Genomic DNA, 20,871 nt, shown 5'->3' with positions numbered 1-20,871 from the left:
ACGACGAGGAGGACTCCGTGCCGCTCTCGGAGCACGAGCAGCGAATGCTCGAGCAGATGGAGCGAGCGCTGTACGCCGAAGATCCCAAGTTCGCTACAGCGCTTGAGGGAAGCGGGCTGCGCAGGTACACCCGGCGACGGGTCTACCAGGCGGTAGCCGGTTTCCTGGTGGGTATCGCACTCCTCATGGCCGGAATGGTTTTCCAGCAGACCTGGGTCAGCGTGGCGGGATTTCTCGTCATGCTGGGCTGTGCCGTGCTGGCGGTCACCGGATGGCGCAAAGCGCCGAAGCCCGGTGAGCAGCAACCGGCGGGAAGTGCGAGCGGGGGCGGAGGCGAAAGCCGACATCCCAGGCAGCGCCGGTCGATGATGAACCGGATCGAACAGCGGTGGCAGCGCCGCCGCGACGAACAGGGCCAGTGAGCTTTCCTCTGCCCGGCCGGCGGTGGGCGGCATCGGCCACCGGCCCCGGACACGGACCGCGCACCGAGAACTTGAGCTGAACCTCGCATGTGAGGGGCGGTCGCATCACAGCGACCGCCCCTCACACGTTCTCCTGTACGGCATCGGCCCCTCGCCCGGGATCTGCTCCCGCCCGGGGGACCGGGGACCAGACCGGCCTGCATCCGCTCCCCCCCCGGGGCGAGAGGGGGATCAGCCCTCCTGCCGTGACGGGCGGCGCAGCCGCGCCGCCCAGCGGCCGCGTCCCGCAGGGTCCGACCAGCGGCGGCCGAACTCCGCCCTGCGCTCCGAGACCGCCCAGATCACCCGGACGGCCGAACGGGGCGCGAACGTCGCCCGCAGCCTGCCCCAGCGTCCGGCCGAGGCCCACAGCGCCGCCCGGACGTCCCGTACATCCTCGGCCGGTACGGAGGCCGCGCCCGGCCCGGGTGCGTACAGCACCTGCTCCACAGCTCCCGCCGCCCGGTGGACCGCGGCGGCCGACGGGCCGTCGAGGCCACCCCGCCGTACGACACGCGCCGCGGCCTTGCGAGGGGTCTGCGACTCGTCCGGCGGGATGCCGTGATCCCAGGCCGTGTCGGTGATCTCCCGCCAGGCGGCCATCACCCTGGCCGACGCGTCAGCGGGCGTACGCCCGCTCGAGGCGCCGAGCCTCCGGCCACGGGCCCGTACACGCCAGAGCATCGGCATAAGCGGGAGTGTGAGCACCACCAGGGAGCCGAGCACCCACAGCGTCACCGTGCCCGTCGGCGTCCCCGGATCGGAGGACGTCACCGCACCGGGAGCCGTGGACGCACCGCACTCGCCCTGCCGGCGCAGCTGCGCGGGGCAGGACTCCGAGGCGGAGGGGGCGGCGGTGGGCGCCGCGGAGGCACCGTCCGTCGGCAGCGCCGGATCGCTCGGATCCTGCGAGGGCGCGTCCGGCACGGTGTAGGCCGGGGTGCTGCCACGGGAGGGCGTCGGCTCGAAACGGGTCCAGCCCACGCCCTCGAAGTACAGCTCGGGCCAGGCGTGCGCATCCCGGAGCCCGACCGAGACCGAACCGTCCGCCTGGACCGTACCGGGCGTGAAGCCCACCGCGACCCGCGCCGGAATGCCCAGGGTCCTGGCCATCGCGGCCATCGTGAAGGAGAAGTGGACGCAGAAGCCCTCCCTGTCCTCCAGGAACCGCTCGATCGCCGCGGTGCCGGTACCCGACGTCACCTTCGTGTCGTACCGGAAACCACCCTTCGAGGCGAACCAGTCCTGCAGCTTCACGGCACGCTCGTAGTCGTCGGCGGAACCCGCTGTCACCCGCTCGGCGGTCTCCTCGACCACTCCAGGAAGCGACGAGGGGACCCGCGTGTACTCACGGGCCAGGTCCGCACGAGGTGGCCTCGCGGCGGCGAGCTGGGCGGCCGTCGGCTCCACCACCAGACTGCTGACCTCGTACCGCGCGCCTCCCGTCGTCTGGCCGTCGTCGCCGACGAGGGTGCGCCCTTCCGGCTCATACCGCCAGCGGCCCTGGACGTCCACCTCGCTCGCCGGGTAGGGGAGCGGCAGATACGTCTGCTGGTAGGAGCGTGACGCCGAGACGTTCGTCCGGATCTCGGTGACGGCGACATCCCCGCCCAGCCCGGCAGGCTGCGGCAGTCTGTCCGGGACATCCCTCAGCCTGCGGGTCGACGGACGCCACTCGCCGCCGTTGAACTGATCCAGGGCGAGAATGCGCAGATAGAAGTCCTGCGGACTTCCGGAGTCGGTGCGGTACGACATCACCTCCCGGTTCTCCGGCTGATTGAGATTGTTCTGCAGCGAGACCAGCGGGTTCACCGCGGAGATCGTGCCCCCGCCGCCTCCCTTGCCCGGCCCGTCGCCGGTGCCACCCAGCAGCCCGCCGTCCAGTGCGGGCAGGGCCGCGGGCACGGCGAGCGCGATGCCCAGCGCCACCGCGCCGATGCGCCGCCCCGTACGCACCGGCGCCTGGGCGGGCCCGGGCCCGCCCAGGCCGGCCGCCGGCCCGCCGGACGTTCGGGACACACCGCCGAAGACCCGTCCCCACCGGGACAGCCGGTCCCGGCCCTCGGCCAGCAGGAGAAGCAGATAGCCGCACGCGGAGAGCAGGAACCAGAGCCATCCCGCACCGTCGGAGAGGCCGGCCGCGACCGAGTAGAGGGCGAGCAGCGGCAGACCGGCCGGCGCCGCGGCGCGGCAGGTCACCGCCAGGACGTCCACGGCGAGCCCGATCAGCAGCACTCCGCCGATCAGCATCAGCCGGATGCCGTCCGTCGCCGGCGCGGGAATGGCGTACCTGCTGACGTCGTCGGCGCCCACGGTCAGCAACTCGGCGAGACGCCGACCCGCCTGGGGGCCGGGCAGCACACCGAACAGGGCGTGCTCCCTGGCGAACACCACGGTCAGCGTCAACAGGGTGACGAGCACCTGGAGGGAGACCGTCAGGACCCGTGCCAGGCGCAGGCGGCGGGCGAGTGCACCCACACCGGACTGAACGGCCAGCAGGAACGCGGCCTGCAGGACCCACTTGGACGTCTCGACCAGGGGCAGCAGGGCCCCCGCCGCCATCATCGTGGCCGCGAAGGCGCTCAGCGCCAGTCGGTTACGCCCGCTCATGACCATCCCCCGGAGAGCCCCGTCGGCGGTGCGGCGGCGGGGGACTGCGCGCCGGATTCCCCCTGTCCGGCCTGCTGCCACAGCCGGGCGAGCTCCGCCCCGGGTGGCACCGCCATCGCCGTCCATCCCGCTTCACGCAGCAGGCGCAAGCGGTCGGAGGCCGGCGCGGGAGGCGCGGCCGCTCCGCCGCGCGCCCAGTCGTCGCCGTCCAGCACGAACGCGAGGGCCCCGCGGCTGCGCTGCCGCATCCTGGCGGCCACCGATGCCTGTTCCTCGTCGAGTTCGCCGAAGAACGCCACCAGCAGCCCCTCGTTGCTCCCGCGCAGCGCGTCGTACGCGCGGGAGAGACCGCCCCCGTCGGAGTGGTCGACGACTGCGAGAGTGTCCATCATCAGACTCGCCGAGTCCGCGGACTCCTGGGTCGAGCCGGCGAAGTCGTCGGGGCTCTCACCCGGCACGGCACTCCCCTCGTCCGTGAGCAGCCGCACCGCGAAGCCGCGCTCCAGCATGTGCATCAGTGCGGATGCCGCCGCGGACACCGCCCATTCGAAGGCCGACCCGGGTCCGGCCCCCCGGTAGGCGCTCCGCCGGGTGTCCAGCAGCACCGTGCATCTGGCCCGCTGCGGCTGTTCCTCCCGCCGCACCATCAGCTCGCCGTAGCGCGCGGTGGAGCGCCAGTGCACCCGGCGCAGGTCGTCACCGTGGCGGTAACCGCGCGGGATGATGTCGTCCTCGCCTGCCGACGCCAGCGAGCGCTGTCTGCCGTCGCCGTATCCGGAAGCCTCCCCGGCCAGACGCAGTACCGGGAGCGGCTCGGTGCGGGGGATGACGACGAGGGTGTCGTAGGCGCTGAAGGAACGCGTCAGCTCACACATCCCGAACGGATCGCTGAGCTGCAGTTGCAGGGGCCCCAGCGGGTAGTGCCCGCGAAGGTCGGAGCGGACCCGGTAGGACACCTCCCGTACGCCGCCCGGCTCCACCCGGTCCAGCACGAACCGGGGCCGGGGGCCGAGAACGTACGGAACCCGGTCCTGCAGCATGAGCAGACTCGTGGGCAGCCGGGACACGTTGTCCATGCGCAGATGAACCCGTGCCTCCGAGCCCGTCGGCACCCTGGACGGCGACAGCCGCCGGCTGCCGGACACCCTGTATCGGGTGCGGTAGAGGACGGTGACGCAGACCAGGGGCAGAACCGCCAGCAGCAGGCCGACCCGGAGGAGGTCGCCCTGGCCGAGCACATAGGCACAGACCGCTGCCGCCACACCGGCGGCCAGGAAGGACCGCCCCCGTGTCGTCAGTCCGCCCAGAGCCGCCCGCAGGCCGCCCCTGCCGTCGCTGTCGTCCACAGGACCGGGTGCCCCGGCCGGCATCACAGCCGCCGTGCGCCGGGCCGCCGGCCGTACACCGGAACGCCGGGCAGAGGCTGGGGCTGCGCGGGGGCGGCGGCGCCACCCGACGTCGGCACCGGCGCGCGCTGCAGGATGTCCAGCACGACCTGCTCGGCCGTACGGCGGTTGAGCTGCGCCTGTGCCGTGGGAAGCAGCCGGTGGGCGAGCACCGCGACCGCGAGGGCCTGGACGTCGTCCGGCAGGACGTAGTCCCGCCCGGCCAGTGCGGCCGACGCCTTGGCGGCGCGCAGCAGATGCAGAGTCGCGCGCGGCGATGCCCCGAGTCTGAGATCCGGGTGCTGACGGGTGGCGCCCACCAGCTCCACGGCGTACCGCCGGACGGACTCGGCCACGTGGACCGTGCGCACCGCGTCGATCAGTTTCACGATGTCGTGGGCGTGCGCCACCGGCTGCAGGTCGTCCAGCGGCGAGGCCCCGCCGTGAACGTCGAGCATCTGCAGCTCGGCCTCGGCGCTCGGGTAGCCGATGGACACACGGGCCATGAAGCGGTCGCGCTGCGCCTCCGGGAGGGGATAGGTGCCCTCCATCTCCACCGGGTTCTGGGTGGCCACGACCATGAACGGATCGGGCAGCTCGTAGGTATGGCCGTCGATCGTGACCTGGCGTTCCTCCATCGACTCCAGCAGCGCCGACTGGGTCTTGGGCGACGCGCGGTTGATCTCGTCGCCGATCACGATCTGAGCGAAGATCGCGCCCGGTTTGAACTCGAAGTCCCGGCGCTGCTGATCGAAGATCGAGACCCCGGTGATGTCCGAGGGCAGCAGATCCGGTGTGAACTGGATGCGCCGTACCGAGCAGTCGATGGACCGTGCCAGCGCCTTGGCCAGCATCGTCTTGCCGACCCCGGGCACATCCTCGATCAGGAGGTGTCCCTCGGCGAGCAGCACGGTCAGCGAAAGGCGTACGACCTCAGGCTTGCCCTCGATCACACCCTCGACCGACCTGCGTACCCGCTCCGCTGTGGTGGTCAGATCTGTGAGGCTCGCTCGATCGTCATAGGTCGTCACCCGGCCCTCCTCGGCCCCTTCTGTGCACGGGCCGACGGGCAGATCTGCCCGGCCCCGCCCCGACATACGGACACTCTCCGGAGGACCCGGAGAGATGTCACACCCGCATTCTTGTTGCCGTTACCGCTTCGTGTCACTCGCCTGTGGATAAGTGGGTGCGATATGCCGGATGTGGGTCTGTATGTCGGGGGTGCTTCAGGAGGTGGGCAGGATCTCGCGCAGCTTGCCCGTGGTCACGTCGAAGACGAAGCCGCGGATGTCGTCCGTGTGCAGGAGGAACGGCGAGGTGCGCACGCGCTGCATCGACTGCCGTACGTCCTGGTCGGCGTCCGAGTAAGCCTCCACCGCCCAGACAGGGCGCTGTCCGACCTCGAGCTCCAGCTCCTGCCGGAAGCCCTCGGTGAGCGACTCCAGACCGCAGTTCGTGTGGTGGATCAGTATGACGCTGCGGGTGCCGAGCGCCCGCTGGCTGATGGTCAGCGACCGGATGACGTCGTCGGTGACCACGCCGCCCGCGTTGCGGATGGTGTGGCAGTCACCGAGCTCCAGGCCGAGTGCGTCGTGGAGGTCGAGGCGGGCGTCCATGCAGGCGACCACGGCGACCTGCAGTACCGGCCGCGCATCCATGCCCGGGTCGCTGAACGCCTGTGCGTAACGCGCGTTCAGCTCGACCAGGCGGTCGGTGACGGTCCCTCCGGAACGGGCTGCGGAGGACGTGGGGGAATCGGTCTCGGCGGAAGGCTGCGCAGAAGTCGACATGACTACGACGTTAGCGTTCGCGACCGCTCCTGGCGTGCTGTGGAAGGGGACAAAGAACATCAACGCCCCTTGTTGTGAGGTACCCCACAAGCCTCACGTTCAGGCACCCGACCGGGTGAGGTTCCCGGTTCGCCACAGCGGTGCGACGCGCTGCCCAGTTCGTTGATCGGGAATCGATCGAATGGCAGGGTGGACTAAAGTGACGCGAAGCTACCGACACGCCTGCACATTCTGCATACTTTTAGATGTTTCGAGTTCCCCGTGATGTGCGGCGTACATGCGGCCCGGCCCTCTCCCGCTCGTCGGTCGGCCGACGCCCCTTCCCCGGCGCCGGCCGGCCTCCCCTTCCGGGCGGGCGGGGACCAGACCGTATGTGCGGCCACACGGGACATAGCCTGAGAGGGCGCTTTGAGCCAGACCCGCCACGTCCCGGTGATGCTCCAGCGATGCCTGGACCTGTTGGCCCCGGCTCTGGAGGCGACCGGACCACAGCCCCCGGTCGTCGTCGACTGCACCCTCGGGCTCGGTGGGCACAGCGAAGCCCTGCTCGCCGCCTTTCCCGAGGCCCGGCTGGTCGCCCTGGACCGGGACAAGGAGGCGCTGCGGCTCTCCGGCGAGCGACTCGCCCCGTACGGCGACCGCGCCACCCTCGTGCACGCCGTCTACGACGAGCTGCCCGAGGTCCTCGACCGGCTGGGGACCCCCAAGGTCCAGGGCGTGCTCTTCGACCTCGGTGTCTCCTCCATGCAGCTGGACGAGGCCGACCGCGGCTTCGCGTACGCCCAGGACGCGCCGCTCGACATGCGCATGGACCAGACGACCGGTATCGGCGCCGCCGAGGTGCTCAACACCTACCCGCCGGGCGAACTCGTACGGATCCTGCGCGCGTACGGCGAGGAGAAGCAGGCCAAGCGCATCGTCTCGGCCGTCGTGCGCGAACGCGAGAAGGAACCCTTCAGCAACAGCGCCCGTCTCGTCGAGCTGATCCGCGACTCCCTGCCGCAGGCCGTCAAGCGCACCGGCGGCAATCCGGCCAAGCGCACCTTCCAGGCCCTGCGCATCGAGGTCAACGGTGAACTCACCGTGCTGGAGCGGGCCGTTCCCGCCGCGGTGCGGAGCCTCGCAGTCGGTGGCCGGATCGCCGTCCTTTCGTACCACTCGCTGGAGGACCGCTTGGTCAAGCAGGTCTTCGCGGCCGGCGCGGCCAACACGGCGCCGCCCGGACTGCCCGTCGTCCCCGAGCGCTACCAGCCCCGGCTGAAGCTGCTGACCCGCGGTGCCGAACTGCCCACCGAGGAGGAGGTCGCCGAGAACCGGCGCGCCGCCCCCGCCAGGCTGCGCGGCGCCCAGCGGATCCGCGAGGAAGAACGGTGAGCGGATCCCGCCGGGCCGGCCGGGCGCCCGAATGGACGGTGGCACCGCGGTGACCGGAACGGCCGACCAGATGAAGGGGCGGGCCGGCAGACTCGCCCGGCTGATGCCCTCGGGGCCGAACACCGCCGCCCGTACCCCCTTCGTCCTGCTGGTCGTGCTGCTGCTCGCGGGTGGCCTGATCTCGCTCCTGCTGCTGAACTCGGCGCTCAACGAAGGATCGTTCAGGCTGAGCAAGCTGGAGCGGGAGACCACCGAGCTCACCGACGAGCAGCAGGCCCTCCAACGGGACGTCGACAGCTACTCCGAACCCGACGCTCTGGAGCGCCGGGCCAGGGAGCTCGGCATGGTGCCCGGCGGCAGCCCCGCGTTCCTGGACCCGGACGGCACGGTGCGCGGAGTACCCGAGCGGGCCACCGCTCAGCCCTCCCCGCCCGAGGCACCCGAGCCGGAGGCGAGCGTGGCCGGGCCCGCCGGGTCGGTCTCCCCATCCGGCTCCGCGACGCCGACAGCGGACCCGGCCACACCGCTCCCGACCACACCGCCCCCGACGAGCTCCGGCAGGTGACGCAGTGCCGTCCAAGGAACCGCCGCGCCGCCGCGTACCCGGCCCCGCGCGCTCCCGTAACGCGGTCGGCGGATCGGGGCGCCCCCGGCCCGCCGGTCGTCCCGAGGCCAGGCGTTCGCGGCGCCCGGTGGCCAAAAAGCGGCGCGGCGGCTCCCCGCAGTCCATCCGGCTGGGCAGCCCACGCCCCCGGCTGCGGCTGATCAGCCTCTGTCTGACCCTCGTCATGCTGGCGTTCGTCGTCCGGCTCCTCCAGGTCCAGGCGGTCGACGCCGGTGCGTACGCCGCCAAGGCCGAGGCGAACCGCTACCTGGAGTACACGATCGCCGCCGAACGCGGTGAGATCACCGACCGCGGCGGTATCGCCCTGGCCACCAGCGTCGACGCGCACGACATCACGGCCGACCCGAAGCTGTTCACTCCCGAGGAGAGCAAGGCCCCCGACGCCCCGCAGCAAGCGGCGGCCCTGCTCGCCCCGATCCTCGGGAAGGACGAGGCGGAGCTGGCGAAGAAGCTCGCCGCCAAGACCCGCTACGAGGTGCTGGCACGGCGGCAGACCCCGCAGGTCTGGAAGCAGATCAAGGACCTCAAATCGGTCTTCGCGGACAAGGCGGCCGAGGACACGGCGAACGGTGGTCCCGGAGCCAACGTGCTGGCCGGGGTCCTCCAGGAGACCACCACCAAGCGGGTGTACCCCAACGGGGACCTGGCCGCCGGGATACTGGGATTCGTCAACGCCGAAGGCAAGGGTGGCGGCGGCCTGGAATCACAGCTGAACAAGCAGCTCCAGGGCGAGGACGGCAAGATCCGCTACGCCCAGGCGGGCGGCCGTCCCGTACCGACCGCCGGCTCCACGGAGGTCCCGGCCGTCGCCGGCACCGACGTCGAGCTGACGATCGACCGCGACATCCAGTGGGCGGCCCAGCGCGCCATCGCCGACCAGGTCGAGAAGTCCAAGGCGGACCGTGGCTACGTGGTCGTCCAGAACACGAGGACCGGCGAGGTGCTGGCCATGGCCAACGCCCCCGGATACGACCCGAACGACCTCGCGCAGAGCGACTCGGCCGCCCTCGGTAACGCTGCCCTCCAGGACGTGTACGAACCCGGCTCCACCAGCAAGGTCATGTCCATGGCCGCCGTGCTGGAGGAGGGGGCGGCCACGCCCGGCACGCACGTCACCGTCCCCAATCGGCTGCACCGGGGCGACCGGCTCTTCAGGGACGACATCGACCACCCCACCTGGTACCTCACGCTCAACGGCGTACTCGCCAAATCGAGCAACATCGGCACCATCCTGGCCACCGGCCAGCTCGGGAAGACCCAGGCCGAAGCCAACAAGGTCCTGTACTCCTACCTGCGTAAATTCGGCATCGGCAGCACCACCGGGCTCGACTATCCGGGCGAGTCGCCTGGCATCATCGCCAAGCCCGAGGACTGGTCGACCTCGCAGCAGTACACGATCCCGTTCGGCCAGGGGCTCTCGCTCAACGCCATGCAGGCCGCGTCGGTCTATCAGACCATCGCCAACGGCGGGGTCCGGATCGAGCCGACCCTGGTCCGCGGGACCAAGGACGCGGACGGCAACTACGCGGCGTCCGAGGCCCCCGAGCGCACCCGGGTGGTCAGCGAGAAGACCGCCAAGACCCTGGCCAGGATGCTGGAGTCCGTGGTGGACGACGAGGAGGGCACCGGGACCAAAGCCCACATCCAGGGCTACCGGGTGGCGGGCAAGACCGGCACAGCCAACCGCGTGGATCCCGCACGCGGCGTCTACAAGGGATACACCGCGTCCTTCGCGGGCTTCGCGCCCGCCGACGACCCGCAGATCACCGTCTACTGCGCCATCCAGAATCCCACCGAGGGCAGCTACTTCGGCGGCCAGATCTGCGGCCCGATCTACAAGAAGGTCATGGAGTTCGCCCTGAAGACCCTCCAGACACCTCCGTCCGGCAGCGATCCTGCCCGGCTGCCGGTGTCCTTCAAGCCCGGCGAGTGACTCGGGGGAACCCTCAGTGACGACCATCACGCCTGATCCCGGGAACCGGAACGAGAAGTACCGTGACCCCGGCCCCTCACTTCGCGAGAGGCCGGGTCCGCCCGGTACGCTCACCGCCGTGCCCCACGCTGATCAGTGCCAAACCACTCAGAAGGACGCGCCTGTGAACTACCCGGGAGCGCCCCGACCGGACCGGCTCAGGCCGACCTCCCTCGGAGAGCTGGCAGCCCGGCTCGGTGCCGGACCGCAGGATTCCGGTGAGGTCACCGGCATCACCCACGACTCCAGGGCCGTGCGCCCCGGGGACGTGTACGCGGCTCTGCCCGGAGCCCGCTTCCACGGTGCCGACTTCTCCGCCCAGGCCGCGGGCCTCGGAGCGGCCGCGATCCTCACCGACCCGGCGGGCGCCGAGCGCGCCGCCGCCACCGGCCTCCCGGTCCTCCTCACCGAGGACCCGCGCGGCCGGATGGGCGACATCGCGGCCGAGATCTACGGACGGCCGGGCGTCGGCCTCCTCCAGATCGGCATCACCGGAACGTCCGGGAAGACCACCACGGCGTACCTGGTCGAGGGCGGGCTACGCGGAGCCGGACGCAGCACGGGGCTGATCGGCACCGTCGAGATGCGGATCGGCGACGAGCGCATCAAGTCGGAGCGCACCACCCCCGAAGCCACCGATCTCCAGGCCCTGTTCGCCGTCATGCGCGAACGCGGTGTCGAGGCGGTCGCCATGGAGGTTTCCAGCCACGCCCTGGTGCTCGGCCGGGTCGACGGCTGCGTCTTCGACGTCGCCGTGTTCAACAACCTCAGCCCGGAGCACATGGAGTTCCACTCCGGGATGGAGGACTACTTCCAGGCCAAGGCTCAGCTGTTCACCCCGCAGCGCAGCAGGATCGGTGTCGTCAACTTCGACGACGAGTACGGCCGCAGGCTGGTGACGGAGGCGTCCGTTCCAGTCGTGACCTTCTCCGCGGAGGGGCACCCGGACGCCGACTGGCGGGCCGAGGAGGTCCAAGTCGGTCCCCAGGACAGCAGCTTCACCGTGACCGGTCCCAAGGGCGAGCACATCACCGCCAGGGCTCCGCTGCCCGGCCCGTTCAACGTGGCCAACACCCTCGCCGCGATCGTCACCCTGGCCGTCGCGGGCGTCGACCCGCAGACCGCCGCCGACGGCATCGCGGCCGTTCCGGGGGTTCCCGGCCGGCTGGAACGCGTCGACGCCGGACAGCCGTACCTGGCGGTCGTCGACTACGCGCACAAGACCGACGCCGTCGAATCGGTCCTGCGCTCCCTGCAGAAGGTCACCGAGGGTCGGGTGCACATGGTGCTCGGCTGCGGCGGCGACCGCGACACGACGAAGCGCGGCCCGATGGGTGCCGCTGCGGCACGGCTCGCCGACACCGCCGTGCTGACCTCCGACAACCCCCGCTCCGAGGATCCCCTCGCGATCCTCGCCGCGATGCTCTCCGGCGCGGCCGAGGTGCCCGTCCACGAGCGCGGAGACGTGCTCGTCGACGCCGACCGGGCCGCTGCCATCGCCGCCGCGGTCGCCAGGGCCGAGCCCGGCGACACCGTACTGGTGGCCGGAAAGGGGCATGAGCAGGGGCAGGACATCCACGGAGTGGTACGGCCTTTCGACGACCGGAAGGTCCTGCGCGAGGCCATCGAGCGCTCCCTGGGGCGCACGGGCGCCGCGCACGCCACCGAGGACCGCGTACACACCCATGAGAACAACAGTCAGGGATGACCAAGTGATCGCCCTTTCCCTCGCCGAGATCGCCGGAATCGTCGGCGGGCAGCCGCACGACGTGCCGGACCCGTCCGTCGGTGTCACAGGCCCCGTCGTCATCGACTCCCGGGAGGTGCGGCAGGGCTCCCTTTTCGCCGCGTTCGCGGGCGAGCGGGTCGACGGCCACGACTACGCGCAGCGCGCCGTCGAGGCGGGCGCGGTGGCCGTGCTCGCCGCCCGCCCCGTCGGTGTTCCGGCGATCGTCGTCGACGACGTCGTGGGAGCACTCGGCGCCCTCGCCCGCGCCGTCGTCGAACGCCTCGGCACCACCGTCGTCGCGCTGACCGGATCGGCCGGCAAGACGTCCACGAAGGACCTGATCGCCCAACTGCTGGAGCGTAAGGCGCCCACGGTCTGGACACCCGGCTCCCTCAACAACGAGATCGGCCTGCCGCTCACCGCGCTCCGCGCCACGGCGGAAACCCGCCATCTCGTCCTGGAGATGGGTGCGCGGGGCATCGGCCACATCCACTATCTCGCCGACCTGACGCCGCCACGGATCGGCCTGGTCCTCAATGTCGGCAGCGCCCACATCGGGGAGTTCGGCAGCCGCGAGGCGATCGCCCAGGCCAAGGGCGAGCTCGTCGAGGTCCTCCCGGAGGACGGCGCCGCGCTCCTCAATGCCGACGACCCGCTCGTGCGGGCTATGGCATCCCGCACGAAAGCCCGGGTGATCCTCTTCGGAGAGGCCCCGGATGCGGACGTACGGGGAGAGAACGTGCGGCTCACGGACGACGGCCGCCCCGCTTTCGCGCTCCACACACCCACCGGGTGCAGCGACGTCACCTTGCGCCTGTACGGTGAGCACCACGTGTCGAACGCGCTCGCCGCGGCCGCCGTCGCCCATGAGTTGGGCATGTCCGTGACCGAGATCGCCGAGGCGCTCTCCGGGGCGGGCACCCTCTCCCGCTGGCGCATGGAGGTCACCGAGCGTCCGGACGGTGTGACGGTCGTCAATGACGCCTACAACGCGAACCCCGAATCCATGAAGGCCGCACTCCGTGCGCTGGCCGCCATGGGCAAGGCCCGACGGGCAGACGGGGGACGCACGTGGGCGGTGCTCGGTCAGATGGCCGAGCTCGGTGACGCGTCGCTCGCCGAGCACGACGCGGTCGGACGGCTCGCCGTCCGGCTCAACGTCAGCAAGCTCGTCGCTGTCGGAGGAAGAGAAGCCTCCTGGCTGCAACTGGGCGCATATAACGAGGGTTCGTGGGGTGAGGAGTCGGTGCACGTGTCCGACGCACAGGCGGCCGTCGACCTGTTGCGCAGTGAACTGCGCCCGGGAGACGTCGTGCTGGTGAAGGCGTCCCGGTCGGTCGGCCTGGAGAGGGTCGCCCTGGCACTGCTGGAGACGACCGAGGGCGAGGTCGCCGTCCGATGAGGCAGATCCTCTTCGCAGGGGCCATAGGGCTCTTCCTGACCCTGGTCGGCACTCCGCTGCTGATCAAACTTCTGGCCCGCAAGGGCTACGGGCAGTTCATCCGGGACGACGGTCCGCGTACCCACGGCAGCAAACAGGGCACGCCCACCATGGGCGGGATCGCCTTCATCCTGGCGACGATCATCGCGTACGTCCTGGCGAAGGTGATCACCGGCGAGCCGATGCGCTTCTCCGGCGTCCTCGTCCTGTTCCTGATGGCCGGGATGGGCCTCGTCGGCTTCCTCGACGACTACATCAAGATCGTGAAGCAGCGCTCGCTGGGTCTGCGGGCCAAGGCCAAGATGGCCGGCCAGCTGATCGTCGGTATCGCTTTCGCGGTGCTCTCGCTCCAGTTCGCGGACGCGCGCGGCAACACTCCGGCCTCCACCCGGCTGTCGTTCGTCGAGGACTTCGGCTGGTCGATCGGCCCGGTGCTGTTCTGCGTCTGGGCGCTGTTCATGATTCTCGCCATGTCCAACGGCGTGAACCTGACGGACGGTCTGGACGGCCTGGCCACCGGCGCGTCGGTGATGGTCTTCGGCGCCTACACCTTCATCGGGTTGTGGCAGTTCCAGGAGTCCTGCGCCAACGCCACCACCCTCACCAACCCACAGGCGTGTTTCGAGGTACGGGACCCGCTCGACCTCGCGGTCGTCGCCTCCGCACTGATGGGTGCCTGCTTCGGCTTCCTGTGGTGGAACACGTCGCCCGCGAAGATCTTCATGGGGGACACCGGTTCACTCGCCCTCGGCGGCGCGCTCGCGGGCCTGGCCATCTGCTCCCGCACGGAGTTCCTGATGGCCATCCTCGGCGGCCTCTTCGTGATGATCACCATGTCCGTGGTCATCCAGGTCGGATCCTTCAAGATGACCGGCAAGCGGGTCTTCCGGATGGCACCGCTCCAGCACCACTTCGAGCTCAAGGGCTGGTCCGAAGTCCTTGTCGTGGTCCGCTTCTGGATCATCCAGGGCATGTGCGTGATCGTCGGACTCGGCCTCTTCTACGCGGGATGGGCAGCCAAGAAGTGAGCAACGTGGACTGGCAGGGCAAGCACGTCACGGTCGCCGGGCTCGGGGTGAGCGGTATCCCCGCCGCCCGCGCCCTGCACGAGCGGGGGGCCCTCGTCACCGTCGTCAACGACGGTGACGACGAGCGCTCCCGCGTCCAGGCCGCCGAACTGGAGGCGCTCGGCATCACCGTGCGCCTCGGTGACGGCGCGACCCTGCCGGAGTCCACGGAGCTGATCGTCACGGCCCCCGGCTGGAAGCCGGACAAGCCCCTCTTCCTCGCAGCCGCCGAGGCGGACGTCCCCGTCTGGGGCGACGTCGAACTCGCCTGGCGGCTGCGGGGCCCCGGCGCCGCTCCCTGGCTCGCGGTCACCGGAACCAACGGCAAGACCACGACCGTACGGATGCTCGCCTCGATCCTCGAAGCGGCCGGCCTGCGCACCGCCGCCGTCGGCAACATCGGGGTATCCCTGCTGGACGCGGTGCTCGGCGACGAGACGTACGACGTACTCGCGGTCGAGTTGTCCAGCTATCAGCTGCACTGGGCACCCTCGCTGCGCGCCCACTCCGCGGCCGTGCTCAACCTGGCCCCGGACCACCTCGACTGGCACGGCTCCATGGCGGGTTACGCCGCCGACAAGGGCCGGGTCTACGAGGGCAACAGCGTCGCCTGTGTCTACAACGCGCAGGACCAGGCGACGGAGGACCTCGTGCGTGAGGCCGACGTCGAGGAAGGCTGCCGGGCCGTCGGCTTCACCCTCGGTACGCCGGGCCCCTCGCAGCTCGGCGTGGTCGACGGCATCCTCGTCGACCGGGCCTTCGTCGCCAACCGTCAGAAGCATGCCCAGGAGCTCGCCGAGGTCGGCGACATCAATCCGCCGGCCCCCCACAACATCGCCAACGCCCTGGCCGCCGCGGCCCTGGCCCGCGCCTTCGGCGTGCAGCCCGCCGCCGTACGGGACGGGCTGCGGGCCTTCCGTCCCGATGCCCATCGCATCGAGCACGTGGCCGATGTCGCCGGTGTCACTTACATCGACGACTCCAAGGCCACCAACACCCACGCCGCTGAGGCCTCCCTCGCGGCCTACGAACCGATCGTCTGGATCGCCGGGGGCCTCGCCAAGGGCGCCACCTTCGACGAGCTGGTCGGCGGGGCAGCGAAGCGGCTGAGGGGCGTCGTCCTGATGGGCGCCGACCGGGCGCTGATCCGCGAAGCCCTGGCGCGACACGCACCCGAGGTACCGGTGGTCGACCTCGACCGGACCGACACTGGGGCGATGTCCGCAGCGGTCCGCGAGGCGGCACGGCTGGCCGGTCCGGGTGACACCGTCCTGCTGGCCCCGGCCTGTGCCTCGATGGACATGTTCGGCAACTACAACAAGCGGGGCGAGGCGTTCGCGGACGCGGTCCGTCAACTGGCCGGCGACAGCGCCTGACGGGCCCGGTCTCCGCGTCGTACCGTCCCGGAGAACCGGGGTGTCCGGTCGCCCGGTCACGAGCGGCGCCGCCGGCCTTGCGGGCCCCGACGACAGCCCCGGGCACGAGCAGTGGAGGGGACAGCGACAATGCCGGCCGACGAGAACTCAGCAGTGCGCGGAGCCGGCCGCTCACGGGCGGCCACCGTGATCCGTCGGGCGCTCAGCCCGCCCCTGCTCGCCGGTCCGCCGCCCGCCGGCCCCGGGCCCCTCGCGGGGCTCGCCCTGCGGAGCAGGCCCGCCACCGGCTCCCGGCGGCCCCCCGCGCCGCGTGGCGGAGCCCGTGGACGGGGAACGCCGCCCCGTCCGCGCCGGGGGACCGGGGTGCGGCGGACGTACGAGCGGGCACGACGGGCCTGGGACCGCCCGCTGACCGCGTACTACCTGATCCTGGGCGCCGGCCTGCTGATCACCGTGCTCGGCCTCGTCATGGTCTACTCCGCCTCGATGATCAAGGCGCTGGAATTGGCGCGGCCCAGTACGTACTTCTTCCGCAAGCAGTTCCTCGCCGCAGTGATCGGCGCCGGACTGCTGCTGCTGGCCTCGAGGATGCCCGTCAAACTCCACCGGGCGCTGGCCTACCCGCTGCTCGTGGGCATGGTCTTCCTGATGGTCCTGGTCCAGGTGCCGGGGATAGGGATGTCGGTCAACGGCAACCAGAACTGGATCTATCTCGGTGGCCCCTTCCAGCTCCAGCCCAGTGAATTCGGCAAGCTCGCCCTCGTCCTGTGGGGCGCGGACCTGCTCGCCCGCAAACACGACAAGCGGCTGCTCGCCCAGTGGAAGCACATGCTCGTCCCGCTCGTGCCGGTCGCCTTCATGCTGCTCGGGCTGATCATGCTCGGCGGCGACATGGGGACTGCGATCATTCTCACCGCGATCCTCTTCGGCCTGCTCTGGCTGGCCGGCGCCCCGACCAGGCTCTTCGCCGGTGTGCTCGCAGTCGCCGGTCTCATCGGATTCCTCCTCATCAGGACCAGCCCCAACCGGATGTCCCGGCTCGGCTGCATCGGCGCGTCCGAGCCCGGCCCCGGCGACTCCTGCTGGCAGGCGGTGCACGGAATCTACGCCCTGGCGTCCGGCGGCTGGTTCGGTTCCGGGCTCGGTGCGAGTGTGGAAAAATGGGGTCAACTTCCGGAACCGCACACCGACTTCATCTTCGCCATCACCGGGGAGGAACTGGGCCTGGCGGGGACGCTGTCGGTGCTGGCCCTCTTCGCGGCTCTAGGCTATGCGGGTATCCGCGTGGCCGGACGCACGGAGGACCCCTTCGTGAGGTACGCAGCGGGAGGTGTGACCACCTGGATCACGGCACAGGCCGTGATCAATATCGGTGCGGTGCTCGGCCTGTTGCCGATCGCCGGTGTCCCGCTCCCGTTGTTCTCCTACGGGGGCTCGGCCCTGCTGCCGACCATGTTCGCTGTCGGGCTCATGATCGCCTTCGCGCGAGAGGATCCTGCGGCGAGAGCGGCCCTGGCCATGCGGAGGCCCGGGGTCAGATGGAAGACGATGAGACGGCGCGTCATGAAGCGTCCGTCGGGAGAGCGGTGAATTTCGGTGCATGTCGTACTCGCCGGCGGGGGGACCGCCGGGCACATCGAGCCCGCGCTTGCCCTCGCAGACGCCCTGCGGAGGCAGGACCCGGCCGTGGGCATCACTGCCCTCGGCACGGAGCGCGGACTCGAGACCAGGCTCGTACCCGAGCGGGGGTACGAGCTGGCACTGATCCCTGCCGTACCGCTGCCGCGCAAGCCCACACCTGAGCTGATCACCGTCCCGGGGCGGCTCCGCGGCACGATCAAGGCCGCCGAGCAGATCCTGGAGCGCACCAAGGCGGACTGTGTGGTCGGCTTCGGCGGCTACGTGGCCCTTCCCGGCTACCTCGCGGCCAAGCGCGCCGGGGTCCCGATCGTCGTCCATGAGGCCAACGCCAGGCCGGGCCTGGCCAACAAGATCGGGTCGCGGTACGCCCACGGGGTCGCCGTCTCCACCCCGGACAGCAAACTGCGCGGTGCCCGCTACATCGGCATCCCGCTGCGCCGCACCATCGCCACCCTCGACCGGGCACGGGTCCGTCCGGAGGCGCGTGCCGCCTTCGGTCTCGACCCCAACCTGCCGACGCTGCTCGTCTCCGGCGGCTCGCAGGGCGCCCGCCACCTCAACGAGGTGGTCACGCGGATCGCACCGCTGCTCCAGCGGTCCGGGATCCAGATACTGCATGTGGTCGGCCCGAAGAACGAATTGCCGCGTATCGACAACATGCCCGGGATGCCGCCCTACATCCCGGTACCGTACGTGGACCGGATGGACCTCGCGTACGCCGCTGCCGACATGATGCTCTGCCGCGCGGGCGCGATGACCGTCGCCGAACTCTCCGCCGTCGGGCTCCCCGCCGCCTACGTCCCGTTGCCGATCGGCAACGGCGAACAGCGGCTCAACGCCCAGCCGGTGGTCAACGCCGGTGGCGGCCTGCTGGTGGACGACGCGGCGCTCACCCCGGAATGGGTGCAGGGCAACGTCCTGCCGGTGCTCTCGGATCCGCACCGGCTGTACGAGATGTCCCGTGCCGCCGCGGAGTTCGGGCGACGGGACGCCGACGACCTGCTCGTCGGCATGGTGTACGAGGCGATTGCCGCACGCCGTCAGGCGTGAGGCGGGGCGGACCCGGGGCGTGCGCCCCGGGTCCGGCGAAGGAGCGAGCGTGGCCGGACCGACGACCGCCCAGCGCGGCGAGGCCGAGCGGGCGGACACCCCGGCCCGCCCGCCGCACATCGGCCCCGAGGGGCGACGGCGGCTGACCGGCCGTATGCGGCTGATTCTGGCCGCGGTCGGCCTCGTTCTGACCGCCGCGGCCACCGTCTGGGTGCTCTACGGCTCGTCCTGGCTGAGGCTGGAACGGGTGACGGTCTCCGGCGCCGACGTCCTGACCCGGAGCGAGGTGGAGGCAGCGGCGGCGGCTCCGGTGGGCTCTCCGCTGATCTCCGTGGACACCGACGCGATCGCGGACCGCTTGCGCCGGAAGCTGCCTCGTATCGGCTCCGTGGATGTCGTACGGTCCTGGCCGCATGGCGTCGGCCTCGAGGTGACCGAGCGGAAGCCGGTCCTGTTGGTCGAGAAGGGCGAGGAGTTCATCGAAGTGGACGCACGAGGCGTCCGCTTCGCAATCGTGGACAAAGCGCCCCCGCATGTGCCGCTCCTGGAACTGGCACCCGATCAGTCCGCGAGCCTGCGACGCTTCGGCAGTGACCGCCTACTGCGGGAATCGGTCCGTGTCGCGGGGGATGTCCCGGCAGGGGTCGCCAGGGAGACCGAGACCGTACGGGTCACCTCGTACGACTCCGCCGTCCTCGAACTGACCCGAGGACGCACCGTTATGTGGGGAAGCAGTGAGGAAGGGCCCGTGAAGGCGCGGGTACTCACCGCTCTCATGAAAGCGTCTCCCAAAGCGGGGCACTTCGACGTGAGTGCCCCCACCGCCCCTGCGGCATCGAAGAGTTGACGCACGTTTGTCCTGGCCAGCCCCCTGGTTGGTCAGCGCTACGGGTGATCACATAGGGTGAAAAGAAAAACGGGAGGTTCGGCGTGTTCGTTGAACGTGCGCCACTTGTCGACTTAGTGTCCTGTTCGGAAGAGTCCAAGAAGCAGACACACTGGTAACCCTAAACTTCAACGTTAGGGTTTGGGTCGGCGTCCGGACCGACCCAATCGGCATCCGTCGTCGCGGCGGGACTACCGCGAAGCGACGACACGTAACTCGAGGCGAGAGGCCTTCGACGTGGCAGCACCGCAGAACTACCTCGCAGTCATCAAGGTCATCGGTGTCGGCGGCGGTGGTGTCAATGCCATCAACCGAATGATCGAGGTCGGCCTCAAGGGTGTCGAGTTCATCGCGATCAACACCGATGCGCAGGCACTCCTGATGAGCGACGCCGACGTCAAGCTCGACGTCGGCCGTGAACTCACCCGTGGCCTCGGCGCCGGGGCGAACCCGGCCGTCGGTCGTAAGGCGGCAGAGGACCACCGTGAGGAGATCGAGGAGGTCCTCAAGGGGGCCGACATGGTCTTCGTCACCGCCGGAGAAGGCGGCGGCACCGGCACCGGCGGCGCACCCGTCGTCGCCAACATCGCACGTTCGCTGGGCGCCCTGACGATCGGTGTGGTCACCCGCCCGTTCACCTTCGAGGGCCGGCGACGTGCGAACCAGGCGGAGGACGGCATCGCCGAACTCCGCGAAGAAGTCGACACCCTCATCGTCATCCCCAACGACCGGCTGCTGTCCATCTCGGACCGTCAGGTGAGCGTGCTCGACGCGTTCAAGTCGGCCGACCAGGTGCTGCTCTCGGGTGTTCAGGGCATCACCGACCTCATCACGACCCCGGGTCTGATCAACCTCGACTTCGCCGACGTCAAGTCGGTGATGTCCGAGGCCGGGTCGGCGCTCATGGGCATCGGCTCCGCCCGCGGCGACGACCGCGCGGTGGCCGCCGCGGAGATGGCGATCTCCTCACCGCTCCTGGAGGCGTCCATCGACGGCGCCCGCGGCGTCCTGCTCTCCATCTCCGGCGGCAGCGACCTCGGTCTCTTCGAGATCAACGAGGCCGCCCAGCTTGTGAGCGAGGCGGCCCACCCGGAGGCGAACATCATCTTCGGCGCGGTCATCGACGACGCGCTGGGCGACGAGGTGCGGGTCACCGTCATCGCCGCGGGCTTCGACGGCGGACAGCCGCCGGCCCGTCGGGAGAACGTCCTCGGATCGAGTGCGGGCAAGCGCGAGGAGCCGGCTCCGCCGGCCCGGGCCGCCGAGCCGGCGCGCCAGACCGGCGGACTGGGTTCCGTGCCCCCGCGCGAGGAGACCCAGACGCCGGCCGAGCCGGCGCCGGTGGCGAACGAGACCGCGCTGCAGGTGTCCCCGCCGCACGTCCCGACGGCCCGGCCCTACCAGGACACCCAGGCCGAAGAGCTGGACGTACCGGACTTCTTGAAGTGATAGGTCCGCAGCACG

The 20,871-nt window shown here is 70.7% G+C and carries 16 protein-coding genes; 12 read left to right on the top strand and 4 right to left on the bottom strand.

Annotation, left to right across the window (positions count from 1 at the left end; all coding sequences use genetic code 11):
- Positions 1–17 precede the first annotated feature (17 nt).
- Positions 18–422 carry a DUF3040 domain-containing protein gene (locus ACWD04_RS14255; RefSeq protein WP_014156735.1) on the top strand — a complete coding sequence of 135 codons (405 nt, stop codon included), beginning with the start codon at positions 18–20 and terminating at the stop codon, positions 420–422.
- 231 nt (positions 423–653) lie between these two features.
- Here the strand turns inward: ACWD04_RS14255 and ACWD04_RS14250 are convergent, their stop codons facing one another.
- From ACWD04_RS14250 to ACWD04_RS14235, 4 genes are all read right to left on the bottom strand, one after another.
- Positions 654–3,071 carry a transglutaminase TgpA family protein gene (locus ACWD04_RS14250; protein WP_451131577.1) on the bottom strand — a complete coding sequence of 806 codons (2,418 nt, stop codon included), beginning with the start codon at positions 3,069–3,071 and terminating at the stop codon, positions 654–656.
- On the bottom strand, positions 3,068–4,441 hold the full coding sequence (locus ACWD04_RS14245; protein ID WP_451131575.1) for a DUF58 domain-containing protein: 1,374 nt from the start codon (positions 4,439–4,441) through the stop codon (positions 3,068–3,070). The genes ACWD04_RS14250 and ACWD04_RS14245 overlap by 4 nt, the downstream gene beginning before the upstream one ends.
- Positions 4,441–5,487 carry an AAA family ATPase gene (locus tag ACWD04_RS14240; protein ID WP_451131573.1) on the bottom strand — a complete coding sequence of 349 codons (1,047 nt, stop codon included), beginning with the start codon at positions 5,485–5,487 and terminating at the stop codon, positions 4,441–4,443. Before ACWD04_RS14240 ends, ACWD04_RS14245 begins: the two co-directional genes overlap by 1 nt.
- 195 nt (positions 5,488–5,682) lie before the next feature.
- Complete coding sequence (locus ACWD04_RS14235) at positions 5,683–6,246, bottom strand: beta-class carbonic anhydrase (RefSeq protein WP_451131571.1); 564 nt, start codon at positions 6,244–6,246, stop codon at positions 5,683–5,685.
- A gap of 408 nt (positions 6,247–6,654) precedes the next feature.
- Here ACWD04_RS14235 and rsmH point away from each other — a divergent pair, with 408 nt between their 5' ends.
- From rsmH to ftsZ, 11 genes are all read left to right on the top strand, one after another.
- Positions 6,655–7,620 (top strand): 16S rRNA (cytosine(1402)-N(4))-methyltransferase RsmH, encoded by a 966-nt coding sequence (rsmH, locus tag ACWD04_RS14230; protein ID WP_451131569.1) that lies wholly within the window; start codon positions 6,655–6,657, stop codon positions 7,618–7,620.
- Between the two features lie 49 nt (positions 7,621–7,669).
- Positions 7,670–8,185, top strand: a complete 516-nt coding sequence (locus tag ACWD04_RS14225; RefSeq protein ID WP_451131567.1) for an FtsB family cell division protein — start codon at positions 7,670–7,672, stop codon at positions 8,183–8,185.
- 4 nt (positions 8,186–8,189) lie between these two features.
- Entirely contained in the window at positions 8,190–10,178 is a 1,989-nt protein-coding gene (locus ACWD04_RS14220) for a peptidoglycan D,D-transpeptidase FtsI family protein (RefSeq protein ID WP_451131565.1), read from the top strand.
- A gap of 16 nt (positions 10,179–10,194) precedes the next feature.
- The gene (locus ACWD04_RS14215) at positions 10,195–11,925 is read left to right on the top strand and encodes a UDP-N-acetylmuramoyl-L-alanyl-D-glutamate--2,6-diaminopimelate ligase (RefSeq protein WP_451131563.1); all 1,731 of its coding nucleotides are present in this window, start codon (positions 10,195–10,197) and stop codon (positions 11,923–11,925) included.
- A 4-nt stretch (positions 11,926–11,929) separates the two neighbouring features.
- Complete coding sequence (locus ACWD04_RS14210; protein WP_451131561.1) at positions 11,930–13,348, top strand: UDP-N-acetylmuramoyl-tripeptide--D-alanyl-D-alanine ligase; 1,419 nt, start codon at positions 11,930–11,932, stop codon at positions 13,346–13,348.
- Positions 13,345–14,415, top strand: a complete 1,071-nt coding sequence (mraY, locus tag ACWD04_RS14205; protein ID WP_451131559.1) for a phospho-N-acetylmuramoyl-pentapeptide-transferase — start codon at positions 13,345–13,347, stop codon at positions 14,413–14,415. Before ACWD04_RS14210 ends, mraY begins: the two co-directional genes overlap by 4 nt.
- Positions 14,397–15,830 carry a UDP-N-acetylmuramoyl-L-alanine--D-glutamate ligase gene (murD, locus tag ACWD04_RS14200; protein ID WP_451131558.1) on the top strand — a complete coding sequence of 478 codons (1,434 nt, stop codon included), beginning with the start codon at positions 14,397–14,399 and terminating at the stop codon, positions 15,828–15,830. Before mraY ends, murD begins: the two co-directional genes overlap by 19 nt.
- A 129-nt stretch (positions 15,831–15,959) precedes the next feature.
- Positions 15,960–17,420 (top strand): putative lipid II flippase FtsW, encoded by a 1,461-nt coding sequence (gene ftsW, locus ACWD04_RS14195; RefSeq protein ID WP_451131556.1) that lies wholly within the window; start codon positions 15,960–15,962, stop codon positions 17,418–17,420.
- Between the two features lie 6 nt (positions 17,421–17,426).
- The gene (murG, locus tag ACWD04_RS14190; RefSeq protein ID WP_359466385.1) at positions 17,427–18,521 is read left to right on the top strand and encodes an undecaprenyldiphospho-muramoylpentapeptide beta-N-acetylglucosaminyltransferase; all 1,095 of its coding nucleotides are present in this window, start codon (positions 17,427–17,429) and stop codon (positions 18,519–18,521) included.
- A gap of 49 nt (positions 18,522–18,570) precedes the next feature.
- The gene (locus ACWD04_RS14185; RefSeq protein WP_451131555.1) at positions 18,571–19,368 is read left to right on the top strand and encodes a cell division protein FtsQ/DivIB; all 798 of its coding nucleotides are present in this window, start codon (positions 18,571–18,573) and stop codon (positions 19,366–19,368) included.
- Between the two features lie 276 nt (positions 19,369–19,644).
- Positions 19,645–20,856, top strand: coding sequence for a cell division protein FtsZ (ftsZ, locus tag ACWD04_RS14180; protein ID WP_451131553.1), 1,212 nt, complete (start codon positions 19,645–19,647; stop codon positions 20,854–20,856).
- The last annotated feature ends 15 nt before the right edge of the window (positions 20,857–20,871 follow it).

Source organism: Streptomyces sp. NPDC002911 (assembly GCF_053591835.1).
The sequence above is the reverse complement of the archived record's forward strand: the minus strand, read 5'-3'. Positions and strand labels throughout refer to the sequence as shown.